The following is a 21,140-nucleotide window of genomic DNA, read 5'->3' as shown; positions in this document are numbered from 1 at the left end:
CTCGTCTCGTGTGCGTCAGGACCTGCGGGTGGCCGCCAGGGTCTCGTAGAAGTGGAGGAGACCGAGGTTGTCGACCGAGCCGGCGTTGACGGCCTTGGCCAGGGGCGTGCCCTGGAGGAGGCGCTTGACCGGGACCTCGATGCGCTTGCCGGTGAGGGTGTGCGGGACGCCCGGCACCTCGATGATGTCGTCGGGGACGTGGCGCGGGGAGAGCTCCGTGCGGATCGTTCGCTTGATGCGGCCGATCAGCTCGTCGTCGAGGGTGGCGCCGTCCACGAGGTGGACGAAGAGCGGCATCCAGTAGCCGCCGTCCGGCTCCTCCAGGCCGATCACCAGGGATTCGCGGATCTCCGGGAGGCGTTCGACTGCCTCGTAGATATCGGCGCTCCCCATCCGCACGCCCTGACGGTTCAGGGTGGAGTCGGAGCGGCCGTGGATGACGACCGAGCCGTGGTCGGTGATCGTGATCCAGTCGCCGTGGCGCCAGACGCCCGGGAACATCTCGAAGTAGCTGTCGCGGTAGCGGCTGCCGTCGGGGTCGTTCCAGAAGTGGATCGGCATGGACGGCATGGGGTTGGTGACGACGAGCTCGCCGACCTCGCCGATCACCGGCTTGCCGGAGGGGTCCCAGGACTGGAGGTCGGTGCCGAGGCCGGCCGCCTGGAGCTCGCCGATGTGGACGGGGAGCGTGGGGACGGCGCCGGCGAAGCAGGAGCACACGTCCGTGCCGCCGCTGACGGAGGCGATCCACAGGTCCTCGCGGACCTCGTCGTGGAGCCAGCGGAAGCCGTCGGGGGGCAGCGGGGAGCCGGTGGTGGCCACACACTTCACGGCCGAGAGGTCGAAGTCACGGCCGGGGTGCACGTCCGCCTTGGCGCAGGCCATGACGTACGCGGCGGAGGTGCCGTACAGGGTGGCGTGGGTGCGTTCGGCGACCCGCCACTGGGCGCCGGTGTCGGGGTAGCCGGGGCTGCCGTCGTACAGGACGACGGTCGTGCCGGTGAGCAGGCCGGAGACGAGGAAGTTCCACATCATCCAGCCGGTGGAGGTGTACCAGAAGAACACGTCCTCGGGGCCGAGGTCGCAGTGGAGGCCCAGCTGCTTGACGTGCTCGACGAGGATGCCGCCCTGGGACTGGACGATCGCCTTCGGCAGGCCGGTGGTGCCGGAGGAGTACAGGACCCACAGCGGGTGCCCGAACGGGACCTGCTCGTAGACCGGCTCGACGTCGGCGGCGACGAGGTCGGCCCAGTCGAGGGTGCCTTCCGGGGCGGGGGTGCCGAGGAGCGGGATGTGGACGACGGCGCGGAGGGTGGGCAGCTCGGCGCGGAGTTCGGCGACGGTCTCGCGGCGGTCGTGCTCCTTGCCGCCGTAGCGGTAGCCGTCGACGGTGAAGAGGACGACCGGCTCGACCTGCTGGAAGCGGTCGAGGACGCTGCGGGCGCCGAAGTCCGGGGCGCAGGACGTCCACACGGCGCCGACGGCGGCGGTGGCGAGGAGGGCCACGACGGACTGCGGGACGTTCGGCAGGTAGCCGCTGACGCGGTCGCCCGGCTGTACGCCGATCGTGCGCAGTTCGGCGGCGAGGGAGCCGACCTGGCGGCGGAGCTCGGCCCAGGTGGTCGGCGCGGGCTCATGTGTCTCGTCCACATGGAGCAGTGCCGTGTCATGGGGTCGCTCGTCCGCGGCGCGCAGGGCGTGCTCGGCGTAGTTGAGCGTGGCGCCGGGGAACCACTCGGCGCCCGGCATCGAGCGGTCGCCGAGGACGCGCTCGTACGGGGTGGAGAAGCGGAGGTCGAACCACTCGACGACGGCCTGCCAGAAGGCTTCGAGCTCGTCGACCGACCAGCGGTGGAGCGCCGGGTAGCCGCCCTCGGCCGGTGCACCGTGGTGCTCGGCCGCCCAGGCCTGGAAGCGGGTGACGGCGGCGGAGGCGATGCGTTCGTCGTCCGGCTGCCAGAGCGGCTCGGTCTGCGCTGATGTCATGGGGCTGCTCCCTGGCTGTACGCGGGGTCGGCGTGTGTCCCGCGCACGTGCTGGGGTGTGCGCGCGACGCGGCTGACAGGACGATGCCATGTGATCGTCTTTCGCACCAGGTCTGCCCGCCCATGGTCGGGTAGTTGAATATGTGCTCCCACCACGGGTGAACGGAAGTTGAACGGAGCTCGTATCGCCCCTGGTGGGTGGCAGGGTGATCACCATGGACGGTCGGGAACTGGTGCGTTCGATCAAGGTGTTCGGCTCGGCGCGGGGCTTGCGGACGGTGCGGGCGGCATGGCGGCAGCGGCGTACGGACGCGTGGGGGCTGCCGCCGAAGGGGGCGGAGCGGGCACGGGTGCCGGGCCTCGCGACGGAGGGGGAGTCGCTGCCGGGCGGGGGAATCGTCCGGTTCGCGCGTTCCTCGCTGCGGATCTCCGTTTCGGTGGGCGGCGCGGTGTTCTGGGGGTGGGACGGGGCCGAGCCTCTGCCGTCGTACGCGTTGGCCGGCGAGGCGCCTGAACCCGATCCGCGGGCCGCCCTGGAGCCGGACACGGACGGCGGGTGGCGGATCGTCTCGGAGCGGGTGACGGTGGCGGTCTCCCGTCACGGGGCGGTGGAGATCCGGACGCCGGGCGGGGTGATGCTGCGCCGGGACCTGCCGCCGCGGTGGTGGGAGCAGGTGGCGGGGGCGGATTCACGGCCGGGTTCGGGGTCGGGCGCGGCTGCGGGCTCGGCGGCGCGGTGGGTGCAGCGCAGTGAGGTGCCGGCGGACGCGCGGTTCTTCGGCCTCGGCGGGCGGGCGGCGGGGCCGCGCCTGCGGGACGGCTCGTACCGGCTGTGGAACACCGACCCCAAGGGGGGCTTCGCCCCCGGGGACGATCCGCTGTACCTCACCATGCCCGTGCAGTTCGTCGTCTCGGACGCCGGGACGCACCTCGCCTTCCACGACAACTCCTGGGACGGGCGGGTCACCCTCGCCGAGGGCGAGGAGGGCGCCGGCTCGGGTCACGACCGGCCGGGGACCAGTGAGGTCCGGATGGGGGGCGGTCCGCTGCGCTGCTGGGTGGTGGTCGGCACCCCCGCGCGCGTGCTGCACGGCTGGGCGGCGCTGACGGGCGCGCCCGCGCTGCCGCCGTCCTGGGCGCTCGGGCCCCAGCACGCGCGCTGGGGGTTCGGCAGCGCGCGGGAGGTGCGGCGGGTGGTCGCCGGGTACCGGGAGCGGGGGCTCCCGCTGTCCGCCGTACACCTGGACATCGACCACTACGACGGGCACCGGGTGTTCACCGTGGACCGGGAGCGGTTCCCGGACCTGCCGGGGCTCGCGGCGGAGCTGCGGGAGCAGGGCGTCCGGCTCGTGTCGATCGTGGACCCGGCGGTGAAGGCCGAGCCGGGGAACGCCGTCTACGACGGCGGGCGGGCGGTCGGGGCGTTCGTGCGGGACGCCCGGGGCAACGAGGTCCGCGGGGAGGTGTGGCCGGGCGAGTGCGCCTATCCGGACTTCACCGATCCGGCGGTACGGGAGTGGTGGGGCGGGCTGTACGAGGAGCGGCTCCGGCAGGGCTTCGCCGGGGTGTGGCACGACATGAACGAGCCGGTGTCCTTCGCGCCCTTCGGTGACATGACGCTGCCGCGCTCGGCGCGGCACGCGCTGGACGGGCGGGGCGGTGACCACCGGGAGGCGCACAACGTGTACGGGCTCACGATGGCCCGGGCGGGGTACGACGGGCTGCGCCGGCTGCGGCCCGACGAACGGCCCTTCCTGTTCTCCCGTTCCGGCTGGGCGGGCATGCAGCGGTACGGCGGCACCTGGTCGGGCGACGTGTCGACCGGGTGGCCGGGGCTGCGGGCCTCGCTCTCCCTGGTGCTGGGGCTCGGGCTGTGCGGCGTGCCGTACTCGGGGCCGGACGTGGGCGGTTTCGACGGGAGTCCGTCGCCGGAGCTGTACCTGCGCTGGTTCCAGCTGGGGGCGTGGCTGCCGTTCTTCCGTACCCACTCGGCGATCGACGCGGGGCGACGCGAACCCTGGGAGTTCGGCCCCGAGGTCCTGGAGCACGCGCGCGTGGCACTGGCCGAGCGGGAGCGGCTGCGGCCGTACTTCGAGACGCTGGCCCGGCTCGCCCGGATGACGGGCGCGCCGTACGTCCGTCCGGTGTGGTGGGGGACGCCGGAGGACCGGGGGCTGCGCGACTGCGAGGACGCGTTCCTCCTTGGTGACGCGCTGCTGGTGGCGCCGGTCCTGACGCGGGGCGCGGACCAGCGGGCGGTGCGGCTGCCGCGCGGCCGCTGGTACGACACGGCGACGGGGCGGGCGTACGAAGGGCCGGGGCAGGTGCTGCTCGACGCGCCGCTGTCGCGGGTGCCGGTGCTGGCCCGGGCGGGGGCGGTGCTCCCGGTGCGCGGCGACGGGGACGGACCGGCTCTGGAGGTGTGGGCGCCCGCGGCGGGGCGGACGGGCGGCGGGCTCGTCGTCCGGGACACCGGGGACGGCTGGGAGCCGGCCGAGATCGAGCGCTACCAGTCACGGCTCGTGGACGGCCGGGTGGTGGTGGAGCGGGTGACGGACGACGGGGTGGAGGCGGTGGGGCTGCCGGTGCGAGTGCGGGGGCTGTGAGGCGTGAGAGGGGTGTGAGGGCCTGATTCAGCCGGTGAGTGCGCGCGCACGGCGGCGTCCGCCGCGCGCCGGAAGATACCGGTGGCGCAGCCTCATCAGGACGGCCGCGGCCAGGAAGGCGCAGACCGCCGCTCCGCAGACGGACAGGGCCACTCCCACGGCGTTCCCCAAGGGCATGGTCGCCATGGCGAGGACCGCCACGCCGATGCTCGTCGTCCTCACGATGCTCAGTGGCTTGTACGCGACGGCGTGCAGAGCGTGGGGTTTCGCGTCGCCGCCTCGGTGGCCCGCCCGGACGGCCTCCACCACGAGGGCGCCGGCGGCGACGAGCGCCGAACCGACCTGGGCCCAGACGAACGGATCCAGCAGGATCTGCAGGACCGCGGCCGTCATCGAGACCGCGGTCCCGAGGACCGTCGCGACGAAGGCGTGGACGAAGTCCTCCCGGGGCAGGACGTACGGCAGCCGCACATGGATCCGCGTCAGGCGTTCGCCACGTTCCCAGGCGGCCTCCCGGCCCTCCGTGGTGTCGAGCGAGAACTCCAGGACATCGTCGGCCGCGTCGGCGTCGACGAGCGGCCGGATCTCGGCGTTCTCGCTCACCAGCGGAGGCCCCGCGACCTCGAGCCCCTCCGGGGTCACGACATGCAGCCGGTTCTGCCGCACTTCCTGGGGGAAGGCGACCTCCGTCGACACCAGTACGGCGCCCCAGCCGAGCCGGTCCACCCGGCACTTGCCGTCGAATTCGTAGCTCACCTCCGACGACATCCCCGGGTGGGCGTCGACGAGTGCCACCACCGGCATGTAACGGATCAGCCGGCGGATCCGCCACCGGTACCTGTCGTCGAGGTCGTCGTTCTCGGCCGCCTGCGTGAGCACGGAGGTGATCTCGTCCGTCTCCGGGCTCCACGCGAGGGCCTGGAGGCTCCGGGCGATCTCCCGTCCCGGAGCGGTGTCCGCGTCACCGTCCGGGGTGAGGAGCCGGTGGACGCCCCGGGCGATCTGCAGCTTCACGTCGGTCGACGTGAGCATGTTGACCGGGCGGCCGTTGCGGTCCTTGAGGTGGAGGTCGTCCAGGAACCTGTCCTCGTCCCAGGGGACGAGATCCACGATCACCGGTGTCCGGGGAGCCGTCTGGACCTCCGCGCCGACGAGCGCGCTGAGCTTCGTCCTGACGTGGTGGCGCGCGACGCTCCGGTCGGGGAACTCCAGCCGGTGGGTGCGGGTCGTGATCGTGGCGGAGATCTCGTCGAGCTCCTGGAACATGCGCAGTTCGTCCCAGCCCGGGGCGGCGGGCAGGCCCCGCGGGTCCACGGTGGTCATCGCCGCGGGCATGACGGAGGCCGTCAGGGACAGCGCCGGGGCCCGCCTCTCCGTGTAGTACGCGACCAGGTCGGCGGCGAGCATGACGATCCGTGAGACCGCGGGGTCCTGCGACGGCGGGTGCTCCGCGAGGTGCTGTTCCAGTTCCATGACCGTGCCGTGCTCCGCCCGGTCCGGGGCGCTGAGGATCTCGGCGACGGACCGGACGATCCGCGCCAGCGGGACGGCGTCGGGGGTGGGCGCGGCGAGGGCGTTCACCGCCGCGGTCGCGGCCCGGCCTGCGGCCTCGGCGCGGCCGACGAGGAGGGCGCTGTGCGCGAAGGAGGCGAGCCGGGTGACGGAGGCGCCGGGCCGGACCGCCGCGAGGTGGCGTACTTCCTTGACGTACCGGTCGAGCCGGTCGAGCCGCAGGGGCTCCAGCGGTTGGTGGTAGTAGGCGGCGGCGAGGCGATGGGCTCGTGCGTGCCGGTCCGGGGCCGTCTCACGGAGGCGGGTGGCCAACGCCGTACGGAAGAAGGACCGGAGGACGTACGCCGTCCGTTCGGGTCCTTCGTCGTCGTCGGCGGCCCAGGGATGTGCCACGGCGTCCTTCTGGACGAAGGGGTTCGCGGCGATCTCGCGCGTGCCGATGCCCAGCGCGAGCGCCCTCGCCGTGTAGGCGACGAGCGGCGGGTCGAAGAGGTCGTGGACGCACAGGGCTTCGATCAGTCGTCGCTCGTCGGTGGGCAGGCGGTCGAAGCGGTCGAACGCGCGCTGGGTCAACTCGTCGTTCATGGCTGCCTCACCCGGTCCCGAGCGGTTCGCTGTGGAGGTCGAGGAACTCGCGTATCAGGCCGGGAATGCCTTGGTGGCTCCGGTGGATGCTCGTCGCCTGTCCCTTGAGGCTGTCGAAGCCGAGCGTGGTGATCCACTCCTCGACGGCGTCGATACCGAACGGGGGCAACACCATGGTGTGGACCGCGGTGACATGGGGGTACGCGAGGCGCGGCACGTGCCGTCCGGCCACGAAGACGCTCGTGCCGCGTCGGCTGAGCAGTTCGGGCAGCAGGTCCGTGCCGAGCCAGTCGCGCATGGGCGCCTCGCAGTGTTCGAAGGCGTCCAGGCAGATGACGGGGTTGCGGGGGTCCCCCGCAAGGGTGTCCAGGAGGGCGTCGCTCATCGCGTCCAGCTGGATCTTGTGGTCCCTCGAGGTGTTGACGACCATCTGGATGTTGGCGTTGCGCGCCCTCATGTCGTGCACGTTCACCGTCGCCGTCGACTGTGCGATCTGGGAGCGCACCGCCTGGTAGCCGGGGACGGGGACGTCCTGGCGGCGGGCCTGCCGCGCCAGATCCCTCAGGACGTCGTCCTTCTCGACCACGCGCTCCAGGTCGACGTAGTAGACACCGGAAGCGATGTGCCGCCGGTAGATCTCCCGGAGCAGCGAGGTCTTCCCGATGCCTTCCGGCCCTTCGAAGAAGAGCGCCTGCTGTTCGTTCCTCGCGTCGACGACGGCCGCGGAGCGTGCCAGCTGCTCCGTCCGGTCGACATGGACGTGTTCTCGACTCTGCACCCCGTCGCCCCCGCTTCCGATGTCCCGATGCGTGTCAGGTGCGGTCGGTGCCGGTGGGCTCGCCGGTGGGAGCGCTGTCGGTCCCGTCGCCTCCGGTGATCGTGAGCTTCGACCGTTTGGCCTTCGAGCGGAAGAACGCGGTCCGCGCGCCCTTCGGCATCGTGAGCTCGGAATGCTTGAACACGGAGTCGTGGGCCTGGAACTCCTGCTCGCTGAGGCCGCGCTGTTCCTCGTTGCTCTCGAAGCCCGCGCTGACGCCGGGCATCTGCACCGTCGCCTTGCGCAGCCTGTGCCTGAGGGCGAAGACGATCGCGACGACCGCTGCGACCCCGACGATGGCGATGACGGCCTCGGGCCAGCCGACATTCATGGACGCTCCCCTCCACATCGTCGTCTTGGGGCGACGGCGAGCGGACAGCATGCCACAACAGTCCGGCACTCAGGGAGAGTTGGAGGCGCAGGTGCACACGCCCGCGCCCCGGCGTACGCCCCCCGCTGCTCAGTCGTACGCCCCTGCTCGGTCGTACGCGCCCGCGAACCACTTCCGTACCGCCTCCGTGTGGAGCGGGAAGGCCAGCTCCTCGGGTGCGTGGAGCAGGTGGTGGCCGCTGGTCTCGTCCGTGGGCTCCGAGGGCGGGAGCGCGGTGGCGGGGCGGGGTGGGAGCAGGCCGAAGAGCAGGAGGTGGCCGCCCGGGGAGCTCATCGCGTCGGCGAGCCGGACGTCCCCGGCGGAGGCCTGGATGCCGGTCTCCTCGCGCAGTTCGCGCGCGACGGCGGTGCGCCAGTCCTCGGCGTGGTCGATGAAGCCGCCGGGGAGGGCGATCCCGCCCCTCTGCGGCTCGATGGTGCGGGTGATGACGACGAGTCCCGTCCCCCGCTCCCCGTCCCCGTCGGTGACGGGGAGGAGGGCGACGGCGACGGGCAGCGGGTTGCGGTAGGCGGTGTGGCCGCAGGCCGGGCAGGTGCGGGGCCAGTCGCCCCTGGCCGAGTGCGCGGCGCCGCAGGCGGAGCAGTGGGAGCTGTGGGAGTCCATCACGGCCCCGACGGTATGCGATCACCCTTTCCCGGCGCTGCCGGAACTGATAGACGGTGCGCATGACAGGACTCGCTTCCGCCCTCCGTACCCTCGCCGTCACCGCCGCGGCCGGTCTGTTCGCCGTGACCGGCGCCGTCGCCGCCCCCGCTCCCCCGGCCTCCGCCGCGCCGGAGCCCAAGGCCCCACGGGAGTTCGTGGCCCTGAGCTCGGTCGACCGGACGATCGTCCAGGAGATGCGCTACACGACGGCGCACAACTTCGTGGGCGAGCCGATCGACGGCTACCGGCAGCCGCTCTGCATCCTGACGCGGCCGGCCGCCGAGGCGCTGCACCGCGCGCAGGTGCGGCTGCTCGCCCGCGGCTACACCCTGAAGGTCTACGACTGCTACCGGCCGCAGCGGGCCGTCGACCACTTCGTGCGCTGGGCGAGGGACCTGGAGGACGAGCGCATGAAGGAGGAGTTCTATCCGCTCGTCGACAAGTCGAGGCTGTTCGCGGACGGATACATCGCGGAGAAGTCCGGGCACAGCCGGGGTTCGACGGTGGACCTGACGATCGTGCGGCTGCCGGCGGTACCCACGCGCGCGTACGTGCCGGGCGAGGAGCTCGTCGAGTGCTACGCGCCGCGGGAGGAGCGGTTCCCGGACAACTCCGTGGACATGGGCACCGGGTACGACTGCTTCGACACGCGCTCGCACACCGACGACCCGCGGATCCAGGGCGAGCAGCGGGCCAACCGGCAGCTCCTCAAGGGGCTGCTCGCGGAGCAGGGCTTCGTGAACCTGCCCGAGGAGTGGTGGCACTTCACCTTCAAGCCGGAGCCGTTCCCGAGCACGTTCTTCGACTTCCCGGTGGCGAGGAGGTCGGTGGCCGGGCACTGAGTCTTTCCCGTCCGGGGCACCCGTGCCACACTTCTGACGGTTCGTCAGAATGGGAGGGTTCGATGGCACGGACGCGCAGACCGGTGGTGGCCCGGTGGTTCACCGACGACTCGGTGCCGGAGGCGGAGTTCCGGCTGCTCGGGACCCGCTGCACGGCCTGCACCTCGGTCTTCTTCCCGCGTGAGGACGACTGGTGCCGCAATCCGGGGTGCCCCGGCGGCGGTGTGCTCGCCGAGGTGCCGCTCTCGCCGCGCGGCCGGGTCTGGTCGTACACGGACGGCCGCTACCGGCCGCCGGCCCCGTACGTCTCCGATCCGGACGCGCCCTGGGAGCCGTACACGCTCGTGGCCGTGGAGCTGGCGGCCGAGGCGATGGTGGTCCTCGGGCAGGCGGCCCCCGGGGTGCGGCCGGCCGATCTCGCGGTGGGCACGGAGGTCGAGGTGGTGCCGGGGGTCCTGAACGAGGACGAGGTCCACATCTGGACCACCTGGAACTGGCGGCCCGTCGCGCGGCAGGAACGGGAGGAGCAGTCGTGAACGACATCGCCGTCCTCGGGGCCGGAATGCACCCGTGGGGCAAGTGGGGCCGGAGTTTCGTCAGTTACGGGACGGCCGCCGCCCGCGCCGCGCTCGCCGACGCCGGGCTCGGCTGGGAGGACGTCGGCTCGATCGTCGGCGCGGACACCATGCGGTGCGGCTACCCGGGTTACGTGGCCGGGGCGACCTTCGCCCAGGCCCTCGGCTGGCAGGGGGCGCGGGTCACCAGCGTGTACGCGGCCTGCGCCTCGGGCGCGCAGGCCATCGGGACGGCCCGCGCCCAGATCCTGGCCGGTCTCGCGGACGTGGTCCTGGTCGTCGGCGCGGACGCGACGCCCAAGGGGTTCCTCGCCCCGGCCGGCGGCGAGCGTCCGGACGATCCGGACTGGCTGCGGTTCCGGGTGCTCGGGGCGACCAACCCCGCGTACTTCGCGCTCTACGCCCGCCGCAGGATGGCCCTGTACGGCGACACGGCCGAGGACTTCGCCCAGGTGAAGGTGAAGAACGCGGCGGCCGGCGCGCTCAATCCGCTCGCCCGCTACCGCACGCGCGTGACCGCCGAGGAGGTCGCGGCCTCCGCCGTCGTCGCCGATCCGCTGCGGCTCCTCGACATCTGCGCGACCTCGGACGGGGGCGCCGCGCTCGTCCTGTCCAGCATGGAGTTCGCTCGCCGGCACGGGCGGCCCGATCCGGTGCGGGTGCGGGCCGTGTCCACGGTCTCCCCCACGTACCCCAAGGCGGTGCTCGACCTGCCCGACATCGCGACCGACTCGGCGGCCGCGGTCTCCCCCGCGGCGCACGGATTCCGCGCGTCGATCGCGCGGGCCGCGTACGAGGAGGCGGGGCTCGGGCCCGAGGACCTGTCCCTGGCGGAGGTCTACGACCTGTCGACGGCTCTGGAACTGGAGTGGTACGAGGACATCGGGCTGTGCGGGACGGGCGAGGGCGCCAAGCTGCTGCGCGAGGGCGTCACGGCGCTGGGCGGCCGGCTGCCGGTCAACACCAGCGGCGGCCTCGCCTCCTTCGGGGAGGCCGTGCCCGCGCAGGCGATCGCCCAGGTCTGCGAGCTGACCTGGCAGTTGCGGGGCACGGCGGGAGACCGGCAGGTGCCCGGGGCGCGGGTCGGCATCACCGCGAACCAGGGCCTGTTCGGGCACGGGTCGGCGGTGGTGGCGGTGCGCTGAACCCCCCGCTGAAGCCCTCACCGAACCCCCTCCGTAAGGAGGGGGTCCCTCAGGTGCCGGCCGGTGCGTGGCTCCTGTCCGCGAGGACCAGGGCGTGCTGGACGACCGCCACGAGGATGTTCTTCACCGACTCCCGGTCGCGGGCGTCGCACATCAGGAGCTCGACCTCGGGGTCCAGGTCGAGCGCCCCTCGCACGCTCTCGGCCGGGAACCTCCGGGCTCCCTCGAAGCAGTTGACGGCGACCGTGAAGGGGATGCCGCGCCGCTCGAAGTAGTCGATGGCCGCGAAGCTGTCCTCCAGGCGGCGGGTGTCCGCGAGGACGACCGCGCCGAGCGCGCCCTGGGCGAGCTCGTCCCACAGGAACCAGAAACGGTCCTGGCCGGGGGTCCCGAACAAGTACAGGACGAGGTCCTCGCGGAGGGTGATCCGGCCGAAGTCCATGGCGACCGTGGTGGTGGTCTTGTTCTCGACGCCGTGAAGGTCGTCGACGGGCCGCCCCGCCTCACTGAGGATCTCCTCGGTGCGCAGGGGCCTGATCTCGCTGACCGCGCCCACCAGCGTCGTCTTGCCGACCCCGAACCCGCCTGCGACGAGGATCTTCAGGGTCACCGGCTCGACGAGCGGCTTCTTGCGGCTAGAGCGCCCGAAGGCCATTGATCACCTCGCGAAGGATGCTCACGTCCGGCAGTTCTGCCGGCGGAACGGGGCGGGTCACATGGACGAGTTCGTCCTCGACGAGATCGCCGACGAGGACCCGGACCACCCCGACGGGGAGGTCGAGTCCTGCGGCGAGCTCGGCGATCGACTGGGGCTGCTCGGAGCAGCGTTCGACGATCTCCACGTGTTCCGGGGAGAGCGTCTGGTCACGGCCGGGGTCGTCGGCGGCGGGCTCGGGGACCACCAGCGCGATCAGGTCGAGCCGGTGACGGGTGGCGGCGCTGGTCCGGCCGCGGGTCATCGCGTACGGACGGACCACCGGCCCGGCGTCGGCGTCGAACCAGTGGTGGTGGCCGGGGGGTCTGTCCTCGGCCGCCTGGTTCGGCTCGGCTGCGTCACTCATGCCGTCCCACTCACCCTCCGGAGGGCAGGCCGGTCCGGGGGGCCGTCGTGAGGTGGGCCCCGACCCGCTTCACCATCAGGGTCATCTCGTAGGCGACCTGGCCGACGTCGGAGTCGGCGTCGGCGAGGACCGCCAGGCAGCTGCCGTCGCCGGCGGCCGTGACGAAGAGGAAGGCGTCCTCCAGCTCGACGACCGTCTGGCGGACCCTGCCCGCCTCGAAGTGACGGCCGACGCCCTTGGCGAGGCTGTGGAAGCCGGACGCCACCGCGGCCAGGTGCTCGCCGTCCTCCCGGGTCAACTGCTGCGAGGCGCCGGTGGGCAGCCCGTCGCTGGAGAGCACCAGGGCCTTGCGGATGGACCCGACCCGCTGGACGAGTTCGTCGAGGAGCCAGTTCAGCTCGCCGTTTCCGTGGCCGAATGCGGGGTTGGTGCTGGGTGCTGCGGCGTTCGGTGCGGTCATCGACCGTCCCCCTCGGGTGTCGTTCCTGGTGCTGACGTGTCGTCCGGGTCCGCTGTGTGCCGGCGTCCGCGCTGCCAGCCGCGCTGCATGGCGGCCATGCGGGCGCGTACCTCCTCGGCGTCGCGTTCGAAGGAGTCGGGTCCGGCGGCGCCGACGGTCGTACGGTCGCCGGCGCCCGCTCCGGTGCCACGGTCGGCCGCGGCCTCGGTCTCACGGAGCTGGGGCGCGAGGTTGGCCTGGCGGACGCGGCGGGGCAGCCCGCCGAACGGTTCGGGAGCCTCCGGCGCCACGGAACCCTCCGGTGGTACGGGAACGAGGGTGGGTCCCTGGACAGGGACCGGGGCGGGGCCGGAAACGGGCGCCGGGGCGGGGCCCGGCGCGGCGTCGGGGCCCGGCGCGGGGTGCGCCCTGCCGGGCTCGTCGACACGGCGGCCGCGGTCCACGATCAGCGTGGGGGTGGAGCGGCGCGGCAGCGGTACGGGGCCGCGTCCGGCGCCTTCGGCGTGCGCGTCGTCCTCGCCGCGGCCGGTCGTCTGGTCGGGCGCCTGCTGGTGCTGCTCGCCCGCCGGGGCGAGGCCGGAGCGGCGGCGGTCGCGGGGCCGGAAGAGGCCGCCGCGCTCGCTCTCGGTGTCGAGGAGGTCCGCGGACCGGTCGAAGAGCACGTCGAACTCGTCGGCGCCGAGCGGCGCCTCCAGCTCGACGGGTCCGTCCAGGACGCCGGGGACCTCGGTCACGTCGGGGACCCGGGCGAGCACGGGACGGCGGGTGGGCAGCGGGGTGGGACCGGCGGTGTCCCCGCCGAGGCGGCCGGTGCCGTCGGCGGTGCCGGCGCGCTCCAGGGACGTGCCGTCCGGGGTCGTGCCGTCCAGCGTCTTGGCGTCCGCGGAGTCGCGGCCCATGGTCTTGCGGTCCAGACGGAATCCGGCGCCCTGGGTCTCGGGTGCGTCGGTGAGCAGCGCGGCCGGGATGAAGACGACCGCGGTCGTCCCTCCGTACGGGGACGTCTGGAGCGAGACGCGGACGTTCTGGCGCTGGGCGAGCCGGCTGACCACGAAGAGGCCGAGGCGGTCGGTGTCCGACAGCTCGAACTCGGGGGTCTCGGCGAGCCGGAGGTTGGCGTCGAGCAGCGCGTCGGCGTTCATGCCGAGGCCGCGGTCGTGGATCTCCAGGGTGAAGCCGTTGGCGACGCGCTCGCCGAGCACCTGCACGGCGGTGTGCGGGGGCGAGAACACCGTGGCGTTCTCCAGGAGTTCCGCGATGAGGTGGGTGAGGTCGGCGACGGCGGGGCCGCCCACGCCGAGGCGCGGCAGTCGGCGCACCTCGATCCGCTCGTAGTCCTCGACCTCGGCGACGGCGGCGCGGACCACGTCCATGAGCTGGACGGGCTTGCGCCACTGACGGGAGGGGGCGGCGCCGGACAGGATGACGAGGCCTTCGGCGTGCCGGCGCATACGGGTGGTGAGGTGGTCGAGCCGGAAGAGGTCCGCGAGCTCGTCGGTGTCCTCCGTGCGCCGCTCCATCGTGTCGAGGAGGGTGAGCTGACGGTGGAGCAGGACCTGGTTGCGGCGGGCGAGGTTGACGAACACCTCGGAGACGCCGCGGCGCAGCTCCGACTGCTTGACGGCGGCCTCGACGGCGGCGCGCTGGAGGGTGTTGAGGGCCTGGCCGACCTGGCCGACCTCGTCCTCCCCGTACCGGAGGTGGGGCACCTCCGTGCCGACGTCGACGTGTTCGCCGGCGGCGAGCCGGCGCATGACGCTGGGCAGCCGCACGCCGGAGACCTCCTGGGCCTCCTTCTGGAGGCGGCGCAGGTCGTGGACGAGCGAGCGGCCGATGCGGACGGAGATGACGATCGAGGCGAGCAGGGCGAGGAAGCCGAGGACGCCGGCGACGCCGACCTTGAGGAGCACGCTGTAGGCGGCGGGCTGGACGCGGTCCTGGTAGCGGTCGCCCGCCGCGGTGTTCTCGCGGGCGAGGTCGTCCAGGACGGGGCTCGCCTCCTCCTGCCAGTACGCGGCCGTGACGGCGCGCGGCTCGTCGGTGGGGCCCTCGTCGATGATCGCCTTCTCGGCGGCCCGCAGCGCGGTGGTCTCGGGGCCTGCCCAGTACTTCTCGAAGCGCTCGCGCTCGGTGGTCGGCAGGAGTTCGAGGTTGACCTCGTAGAACTGCTCGCGGTTGGCGACGAGGTCGGTCATCACGCGGATCTCCGGGGCGGTGATCCGGTCCGCGACGAGCGCCGAGATGATCAGGGCGTCCTCGCGGGAGAGCACCTCGCGGGCGCGGGTGATGCCGACCAGGGCGCGGCCCTGCTTGTCCATCTCCACGTTCTCGAGGGCGTGGAGGGTGACGAGGAAGCCGTAGCAGGGGTCGACGAGCCGATTGTAGAACTCGAGGGCCTGGATCCGGCCGATGCTGCGCTTCTCGACGGAGCGGCGCAGCGACTCGAGGTCGTCGAGCGCTTCGAGGAGGGAGTTGAGCCGCTGGGTGGTGACGGGCCGCATCTCCTCGCGTACGCCCGGCTCGGCGGCGTTCGCGCGGATCCGGGATATCTGCCGGTCGGTGGCCCGGCGGGTCTCGCGCAGGGAGGCGAGGGCCGTGGAACCCCGGGGGTCGGCGAGGTAGATGAGCGACTGGCGGCGTTCGAGCTGGATGACGCGGGCGGTGTCCTCCAGCGGGTAGCCGATCTTGTCGACGATGTAGCCGACGTCGAGGAGCTGGTCGGCCTCGCGGCCCGTCAGGACCGTCGCGAAGCCCCACAGGCCGGTCAGGGAGACGAGCGGTACGAGGAGCAACGCCACGATCTTCCGGCGGATGGACTTCCCGCGAAAGCGCATGGCCTCCCCCAGCTCGGCCCCCGCGCGCCACGGAGGTCCTTCACGTTCGTGACGTCGCGCGTCAACACGAGGCGTCAACCTTCGGTTTCAAACAAATGGCGGCGTGAGCCTACTACTGCATCACGGCCATCTCGAAGGCATGTCCGGACGATTTTCAGCCTGTCGAGTGAGCGTTGATCATGAGATGTCCTGGTATTCGGGGAGTTGGGATCGGCCACTGTGGCACAGGACACCTGATGGTGTGCCATTTCTCCGGCCTGGGGAGATGGCTGGAACTGTGCGTTCCGGTCAGATTCAGGCGAAACCTTTTCCCCTTCTCGTACGTCATTAAGTGCGGGGAGGGTCCTGTCCGCGTAAAGGCGCTCACAACGGGCAGCCAACCCCTGGAGGCGTTCAGCGGTGGGGAGTGACAGGACGATGGAAGACGAGTCGCGGTCGGCGCGGCAGTTGTGGGTGGACGACGAGAAGGGCCGGCAGCGGATGCCCGATCCGGTGCGTACCGCCGCCGTACGCGCCGTGATGATCACGTCGGTGACGCTCGTCCAGGGGGTGGTGGCCTTCTACTGCACGGTCGCGGGCTCCTGGCTGGCGTTCCCGATGACGGTCAGCTCGGTGGCGTCGACGGTCGTGGCCACCTGGAGTGTCCTCGATGTCTGGATCACCCGTCAGGTGTGGCGCCAGCGCAACGGCGTCGTGTCGGAGCCGAGCAGTACGGCGCGTCAGCTGCGCCGAGAGCGGCGCGCGGAGAGCCGGGCTGAAGGTCGGTCGGAAGGTCGTGCGCAGGGCCGGTCGGGAGGCCGGTCGGAGGCGGCTCCGTTTTCCGAAGCGGCCTGACAGGACGAACGAGCGGCCCGGTCCCCCGTCGCGGGGGCCGGGCCGCTCTGTCGTGGGTCAGGCGCCGGCCGGCGGTGCGGTGGGGTCGTCCGAGGCGTGGCGGCGGAACATCCGCGTCGCCGTGATCTCGCCGTGGATCGACTCCCCCTCCCCGGCCACCTGCGGCAGGCCCGGACGCAGGTGCTCCTCCACGCTGATGTACTTGAGCCCGGCCCGCAGGTCGGCGTCGTTCCGCAGCCGGATCACCAGCGGGAACTCGGCCAGTGCCGTCGTGTCGAACAGGCCCGTCGTGTACAGCAGCTGGACGCCGAGCGCGTCCGACACGGCCCGCTGGAGCTCCAGCAGATACGTGGCGTTGGCGCGGCCGATCGGGTTGTCCAGGAAGAGCGTGCCCGCGTGGCGGTGCTTGTCGCGGCCCCGGTCGTTGGAGCGGAGCGCCGCCATCGTGCAGTACAGGGCGATCGCCGCGGTGAGCAGCTGACCGCCGGAGAAGACGTCGCCCATCTGCCCGACGGGCACCCGCTCGGCGCGCAGGACGGCGTCCGGCTTGAGGATCTCGACGGAGATGCCCCGGGGTTCGAGCGCGGCCTGGACGCCTCGCAGCAGCAGGGACATGCCGTCGCGGCGCAGGTCGGAGTTCTTCTTGACGGCGGCGCGGGTCGCCTCGTCGACGACCTCGCCGAGCCGCTCCGCGAGGGTGGCCTGATCGGGCTCCTCGAAGCGGATCCGCAGGAACTCCTGGCCCGACCACTCGCCGAGCCCCTCCGGCAGCCGGGAGAGCCGCTGCGCGGAGCGGAGGGTGGCGAGCGAGGACTCCACGAGACCGCGGAGCCGGTCCACGATCGAGTCGCGGTTGCGCTCCAGCTGCGCCAGTTCGTCCGTGAGGACCCGGAGCCGGGGCGCGAAGGCCTCGGCCCACTTGGCGGCGTGCTCGGGCAGCGCGGACGCGGGCAGTTCGCGGATCTGCTGGCGCGCCGGGGTGCGGACCTGCTCGTAGCGGGTGGAGTTGGCGTGCCGGACGAGGATGTCGCTCGCCTCGCGCACGGCGGCGTCGGCGCCGGACAGTTCGGCGGTGCAGCCGCGCAGCGCGCGGCGCGCCTCGCCCGCCGTCGTGCGGGCCTCCTCCAGGGTGCCGGTGTACGTCTCGGACGCGTCGCGCTCCTCGTCGGCGTGGTCGCGGAGCAGGTCGCGCAGGAGGGCCGCCGTCTCGTCGAAGCCGCCCGCCGCGTCCTCGGCGGCCCGGTGGTCGCGGAGCAGCCCGGCGTGGGCGGCGCGCGCCGCGTCCAGGGCGTCGGTACGGGAGGCGAGTTCGCCGGTGGCGGTACGCAGCAGGGTCTGTGCCTGCTCGGCGTCGGCGGGCACCCGGTCCTCGGGCAGCTCGGTGTGCGCTTCGCCGTCCTCGGGGGCCAGGCGCTCGGACTCGCCCCGGAGCCGGCCGAGCTTCTCGCTCGCCTCCGTGGCGCGCGTCTCCAGCATCTGGACGAGCGACTCGGCGCGGGCCGCGGCCGCCTGCCGGGACGGGCCGTCGGCTCCGTCGGTGGACTCCAGGAGCTGTTCGGCGCGGGTGCGGACCTTGTTGGTGAGGCGGTCGAGCTCGGCGAGGGCGGCGGACTCGTCGCTCTCGGCACGGGCCTGCTCGGCGCGCAGGTCGGCGCCGACGCCGACCTTCTCGTACAGCTGGGAGGCGGCCCGGTAGGCCTCGCGGAGGGTGGGGAGCGCGGTGCGGGGCGCGGCCGGGTCCTCCTCGGGGAGGGTGTCGGGGGCGCCGGCGATCTCGGCGCGCTCGGCGCGCAGGGCGCGGGCGGTGCGGTGGGCGTCGTCGGCGGCGCGCTGGGTCGCGCGGCGGTCCTCGTCGGCGGCGCGGGCGCGCTCCAGGCAGGTCTGGGCGCGGGCCTCGGACTCGGCGGCGTCGTCGGCCAGTTCGCGGAGCTTGGCCTGCCAGGCGGAGCGCTCGCGCAGCCGGAAGGCGAGGCCCGCGAGGGCGTCGGCGACGCGGCGGGCGCGCTGCGCCGCCTCCTGCCGCTCGTCCCGGAGGTGCGTCGCCTCGGCGGCGCCCTCGTCGGCCTCGCCGCGTGCCGTACGGGTCTCGGCGAGGGTCGCGGCGGCGGCCTCCGCGGTCTCGCGGGCGGTCGAGGCGACGGCAGCGAGCTCGGCGAGCATGCCGGGCGGGCAGTCGGCGCGCCAGGCGCCGATCCGGGAGGCGAGGGCGCGGTCGCCGGCGAGGCGGGCGGCGAGGGTACGGATCTCCTCGTCGCGGGCGGTCGCGCGGGCGCGCAGGGCGTGCCGCTCCTCGTCGGCGGCCTGCTCGTCGTGCATGGCGGGGTTCGGCGGGACCAGAAAGACGCCGCTGTCCTCGCCCGTGTCCTGCGTCGGTACGGGGGCGAGGAGGGCGGCGGCGGTGCCGACGGCCACGGTGGAGCGGGGCAGCAGGGCCGCCGTACCGAGGACCTCGCGGGCGCGGCCGTACGAGACGGGGTCGGTGATCACGACGCCGTCGACGAGCTCGGGGCGGGCGGCGAGGACGCGGGCGTGGTCGGCGGGGTCCACGGCCTGGGCGAGGTAGCGCCAGCCGGGGAGCGCGGGGATGCCCTGCTCGCCGAGGTACTCGACGGTGGCGAGGACGTCGGGGCCGGGCGGCAGCAGGCCGCCGTCGCCGAGGGCGCCGAGGATGCGGGAGTCGTCGGCCGCGGCGGTGCGGAGCTCGAAGAGCTGCCGCTCGGCCGAGGTGACGGCCTGGTCGAGCATGCCGCGCAGTTCGTCGGCGTACCGGTCGAACTCGGTGACGGTCAGCGGCCCCTGGGGGCCGGTCCCGGCGGGGAGGCCGAACGCGGCGCCGGGGACGGTGCCGCCCTCGGCGGTCGCGTCCGCGACGTCGTCGTGCGGCGCGGGGTCCTCGGGCGCACGGGTGGCGCCCGCGCGCTGGCCCGGGAGGGGCGAGCCGCCGGCCGGGAGGCTCAGCAGCTCGGCGAGCCGTTCCTCGGAGGCGAGGGACTCGGCGGCGCGGCGCTCCGCGTCGTAGGCGTTCCCCGCGGCCTCGGCGGCGTCCGCGGCGCGGGCGGCGGCGAGTTCGGCGCGGGACTCGGCGGCGGCGGCCTCGCGGGCGCGGTCGGCGGCGGTACGGGCGGCCTCGCGGGCCGTGTCCCAGACGGCGACCGCGGTCTTCTCCGCGTCGCTCGCGGCGAGGGCGGCCCGGGCCGGGTCGGCGTCGGGCGCGGAGTCGTCGAGCCAGCCGGCCCGTACCGCCTCGGCGGTCTCCTGCTCGACCTCGGCGAGCCGCTGGCGCAGGTGGCCGGCCTCGCTGCGGGCCCGCTGGGCCTCGGTGGCGGCGGCCGTGGCGTCACGGTGGGCGGTCTCGCTGGCGTCCTGGAGGGCCGTGGAGCGCTCCTCCTCCTCGGCGGCGTGCCGCTCGCCCTCCTCGGCGGCGGCGGCGAGGGCCCGTACGAGATCGGCCGCGGCCTCCGCGCGGGCCGCGAGGGCGGGGGCCGCGTCGCGCTCGGCCTCGCGGATGGCGGCGGCCACGCGCGCGGAGCGGTCGCCCGCGGCACGGTGGCGGAGGACGACCTCGGCCGCCTGCCAGGCGGCGTGCATGGTGCGGGCGTCGGTGAGCTCGCGGCGCTGGGAGGCGGCGCCCTTCTCGGCGACGGTCAGGGCCAGGGAGGCGTGCCGGTAGGCGAGTTCGGCGGAGATGAGGGCGCTGCGGCCGCGGGCGGTCTCGGCCTCGGCGACGGCGTGGGCGGCCGAGGTGACCCGCTGGGCGAGTTCGGCGGCGCGGCCGCGCTCCTCGTCGGCGCGGGCGGAGAGCCGGCGGGCGAGGGTACGGGTGCGCCGCTCGGCCGCCGTGTGGACGTCCCGGGCGTGGGCGCGGGTGGCGGCGGCCTCGACGATGCGGCCGAGGAGGTCGACGGAGCCGGCCGTGAACTCGCGCTCGGCGGTCAGTTCGGCGCGGCGGCCGAGCTTGTTGCCGAAGCCGCTGACGAGGTCGGCGAGGCCGTCGGTGTCCCGGGTGTCGGTGACGGCGCGCAGCAGGAGGTCGGTGAAGTCGGAGTCCTTCTTGACCGCGAAGAGGCCGGCGGCCTCGCCCTCGTCGGCGTTCATCTCGCGCTGGTAGCGGAAGAGTTCGGGGTCGAGTCCGAGCTCGCCGAGGTGCTCGTTCCAGCGGTCGTGGATCTCCTCCCAGACGACCTCCAGGTGCGGGTAGGCCTTGCCGGCCTCGGTGAGGGCGTCGCGGAAGCCCTTCATCGTGCGGCGGCGGCCGGTGGCTCCGGAGGCGCCCTCGACGGGCCGGCGGACGGAGGTCGCCTCGGCGACGGGGAGATTGTCGAGGCTGAGTCCGGGGCCGGGGCGGAAGGCGTACCAGGCCTCGGCGAACTTCCGCGGGTCGTTGGAGACCTGACGGCCGCGCCACTCGCTGGCCTTGCCGACGACGACGAGTTCGCCCGTGAGGGTGTGCTGCCACTCCAGGGCGACGTGTCCGCAGTCGTCGGCGAGGAGGAACTTGCGCAGGACGCCCGAGCTGGCGCCGCCGAGGGTGTTGCGGTGGCCGGGGAGCATGACCGAGAAGATCAGCTTGAGGAGGACGGACTTGCCGCCGCCGTTCTCCAGGAAGAGCACGCCCGCGGGCGCGGGGCGGCGCGGCGGGCCGACCGGCTCGTCCTCGAAGAACTCCGCCTGGGTGGGGGCGGGGTGGGGCACGGGCGCGCCGACCCCGCGCAGGTCCAGGACGGTGTCGGCGTAGCGCGCACCGGCGGGGCCGATGGAGTAGAGGCGGACCCGGGACAGCTCGTACATGGCGGGGGACTCTCGTGCTCGTCGTGCTCAGGAAGGTCGGTTACGCGGCGCGGGGCGGGG

Annotated in this window: 15 protein-coding genes; 5 read left to right on the top strand and 10 right to left on the bottom strand. The window is 73.7% G+C overall.

What is annotated here, in order from left to right:
• Positions 1-15: 15 nt before the first annotated feature.
• A complete protein-coding gene (locus ACIBG6_RS34225; RefSeq protein WP_399226594.1) occupies positions 16-1,986 on the bottom strand; it encodes an acetoacetate--CoA ligase in 1,971 nt (656 codons plus the stop codon).
• Between the two features lie 214 nt (positions 1,987-2,200).
• Here ACIBG6_RS34225 and ACIBG6_RS34220 point away from each other — a divergent pair, with 214 nt between their 5' ends.
• Positions 2,201-4,591, top strand: coding sequence for a TIM-barrel domain-containing protein (locus ACIBG6_RS34220; protein ID WP_399226592.1), 2,391 nt, complete (start codon positions 2,201-2,203; stop codon positions 4,589-4,591).
• 27 nt (positions 4,592-4,618) lie between these two features.
• Here ACIBG6_RS34220 and ACIBG6_RS34215 read toward each other — a convergent pair whose 3' ends face one another.
• From ACIBG6_RS34215 to ACIBG6_RS34200, 4 genes are all read right to left on the bottom strand, one after another.
• On the bottom strand, positions 4,619-6,688 hold the full coding sequence (locus tag ACIBG6_RS34215; protein WP_399226591.1) for a hypothetical protein: 2,070 nt from the start codon (positions 6,686-6,688) through the stop codon (positions 4,619-4,621).
• 7 nt (positions 6,689-6,695) lie between these two features.
• A complete protein-coding gene (locus tag ACIBG6_RS34210) occupies positions 6,696-7,466 on the bottom strand; it encodes an ATP-binding protein (RefSeq protein ID WP_399226590.1) in 771 nt (256 codons plus the stop codon).
• A 34-nt stretch (positions 7,467-7,500) separates the two neighbouring features.
• Entirely contained in the window at positions 7,501-7,836 is a 336-nt protein-coding gene (locus tag ACIBG6_RS34205; RefSeq protein WP_399226589.1) for a hypothetical protein, read from the bottom strand.
• A gap of 129 nt (positions 7,837-7,965) precedes the next feature.
• On the bottom strand, positions 7,966-8,499 hold the full coding sequence (locus ACIBG6_RS34200) for an NUDIX domain-containing protein (protein WP_399226616.1): 534 nt from the start codon (positions 8,497-8,499) through the stop codon (positions 7,966-7,968).
• Between the two features lie 62 nt (positions 8,500-8,561).
• Here ACIBG6_RS34200 and ACIBG6_RS34195 point away from each other — a divergent pair, with 62 nt between their 5' ends.
• From ACIBG6_RS34195 to ACIBG6_RS34185, 3 genes are all read left to right on the top strand, one after another.
• Positions 8,562-9,383, top strand: a complete 822-nt coding sequence (locus tag ACIBG6_RS34195; protein WP_399226588.1) for a M15 family metallopeptidase — start codon at positions 8,562-8,564, stop codon at positions 9,381-9,383.
• Positions 9,384-9,445: 62 nt separating this feature from the next.
• Complete coding sequence (locus ACIBG6_RS34190) at positions 9,446-9,919, top strand: Zn-ribbon domain-containing OB-fold protein (RefSeq protein ID WP_399226587.1); 474 nt, start codon at positions 9,446-9,448, stop codon at positions 9,917-9,919.
• Positions 9,920-9,945: 26 nt separating this feature from the next.
• Positions 9,946-11,103, top strand: a complete 1,158-nt coding sequence (locus tag ACIBG6_RS34185; RefSeq protein WP_399226615.1) for a lipid-transfer protein — start codon at positions 9,946-9,948, stop codon at positions 11,101-11,103.
• Positions 11,104-11,152: 49 nt separating this feature from the next.
• On the opposite strand, the gene ACIBG6_RS34180 is transcribed toward ACIBG6_RS34185, so the two are convergent.
• Genes ACIBG6_RS34180 through ACIBG6_RS34165 form a run of 4 tightly spaced genes read right to left on the bottom strand, consistent with a single transcriptional unit; the run spans position 11,153 to position 15,458 of the window.
• A complete protein-coding gene (locus ACIBG6_RS34180; RefSeq protein WP_384150512.1) occupies positions 11,153-11,758 on the bottom strand; it encodes an ATP/GTP-binding protein in 606 nt (201 codons plus the stop codon).
• Positions 11,739-12,164, bottom strand: coding sequence for a DUF742 domain-containing protein (locus tag ACIBG6_RS34175; protein WP_399226586.1), 426 nt, complete (start codon positions 12,162-12,164; stop codon positions 11,739-11,741). The genes ACIBG6_RS34180 and ACIBG6_RS34175 overlap by 20 nt, the downstream gene beginning before the upstream one ends.
• 10 nt (positions 12,165-12,174) lie before the next feature.
• The gene (locus ACIBG6_RS34170; protein ID WP_399226585.1) at positions 12,175-12,624 is read right to left on the bottom strand and encodes a roadblock/LC7 domain-containing protein; all 450 of its coding nucleotides are present in this window, start codon (positions 12,622-12,624) and stop codon (positions 12,175-12,177) included.
• Positions 12,621-15,458 carry a nitrate- and nitrite sensing domain-containing protein gene (locus ACIBG6_RS34165; RefSeq protein ID WP_399226584.1) on the bottom strand — a complete coding sequence of 946 codons (2,838 nt, stop codon included), beginning with the start codon at positions 15,456-15,458 and terminating at the stop codon, positions 12,621-12,623. The genes ACIBG6_RS34170 and ACIBG6_RS34165 overlap by 4 nt, the downstream gene beginning before the upstream one ends.
• A gap of 453 nt (positions 15,459-15,911) precedes the next feature.
• Here ACIBG6_RS34165 and ACIBG6_RS34160 point away from each other — a divergent pair, with 453 nt between their 5' ends.
• Positions 15,912-16,292, top strand: coding sequence for a hypothetical protein (locus ACIBG6_RS34160; RefSeq protein WP_399226583.1), 381 nt, complete (start codon positions 15,912-15,914; stop codon positions 16,290-16,292).
• 57 nt (positions 16,293-16,349) lie between these two features.
• On the opposite strand, the gene ACIBG6_RS34155 is transcribed toward ACIBG6_RS34160, so the two are convergent.
• Positions 16,350-21,080 carry a hypothetical protein gene (locus tag ACIBG6_RS34155; RefSeq protein WP_399226582.1) on the bottom strand — a complete coding sequence of 1,577 codons (4,731 nt, stop codon included), beginning with the start codon at positions 21,078-21,080 and terminating at the stop codon, positions 16,350-16,352.
• Positions 21,081-21,140 lie beyond the last annotated feature (60 nt).

The organism is Streptomyces sp. NPDC050842, assembly GCF_044456565.1.
Classification (GTDB): domain Bacteria; phylum Actinomycetota; class Actinomycetes; order Streptomycetales; family Streptomycetaceae; genus Streptomyces.
This window is presented reverse-complemented; position numbering and strand designations above follow the sequence as displayed.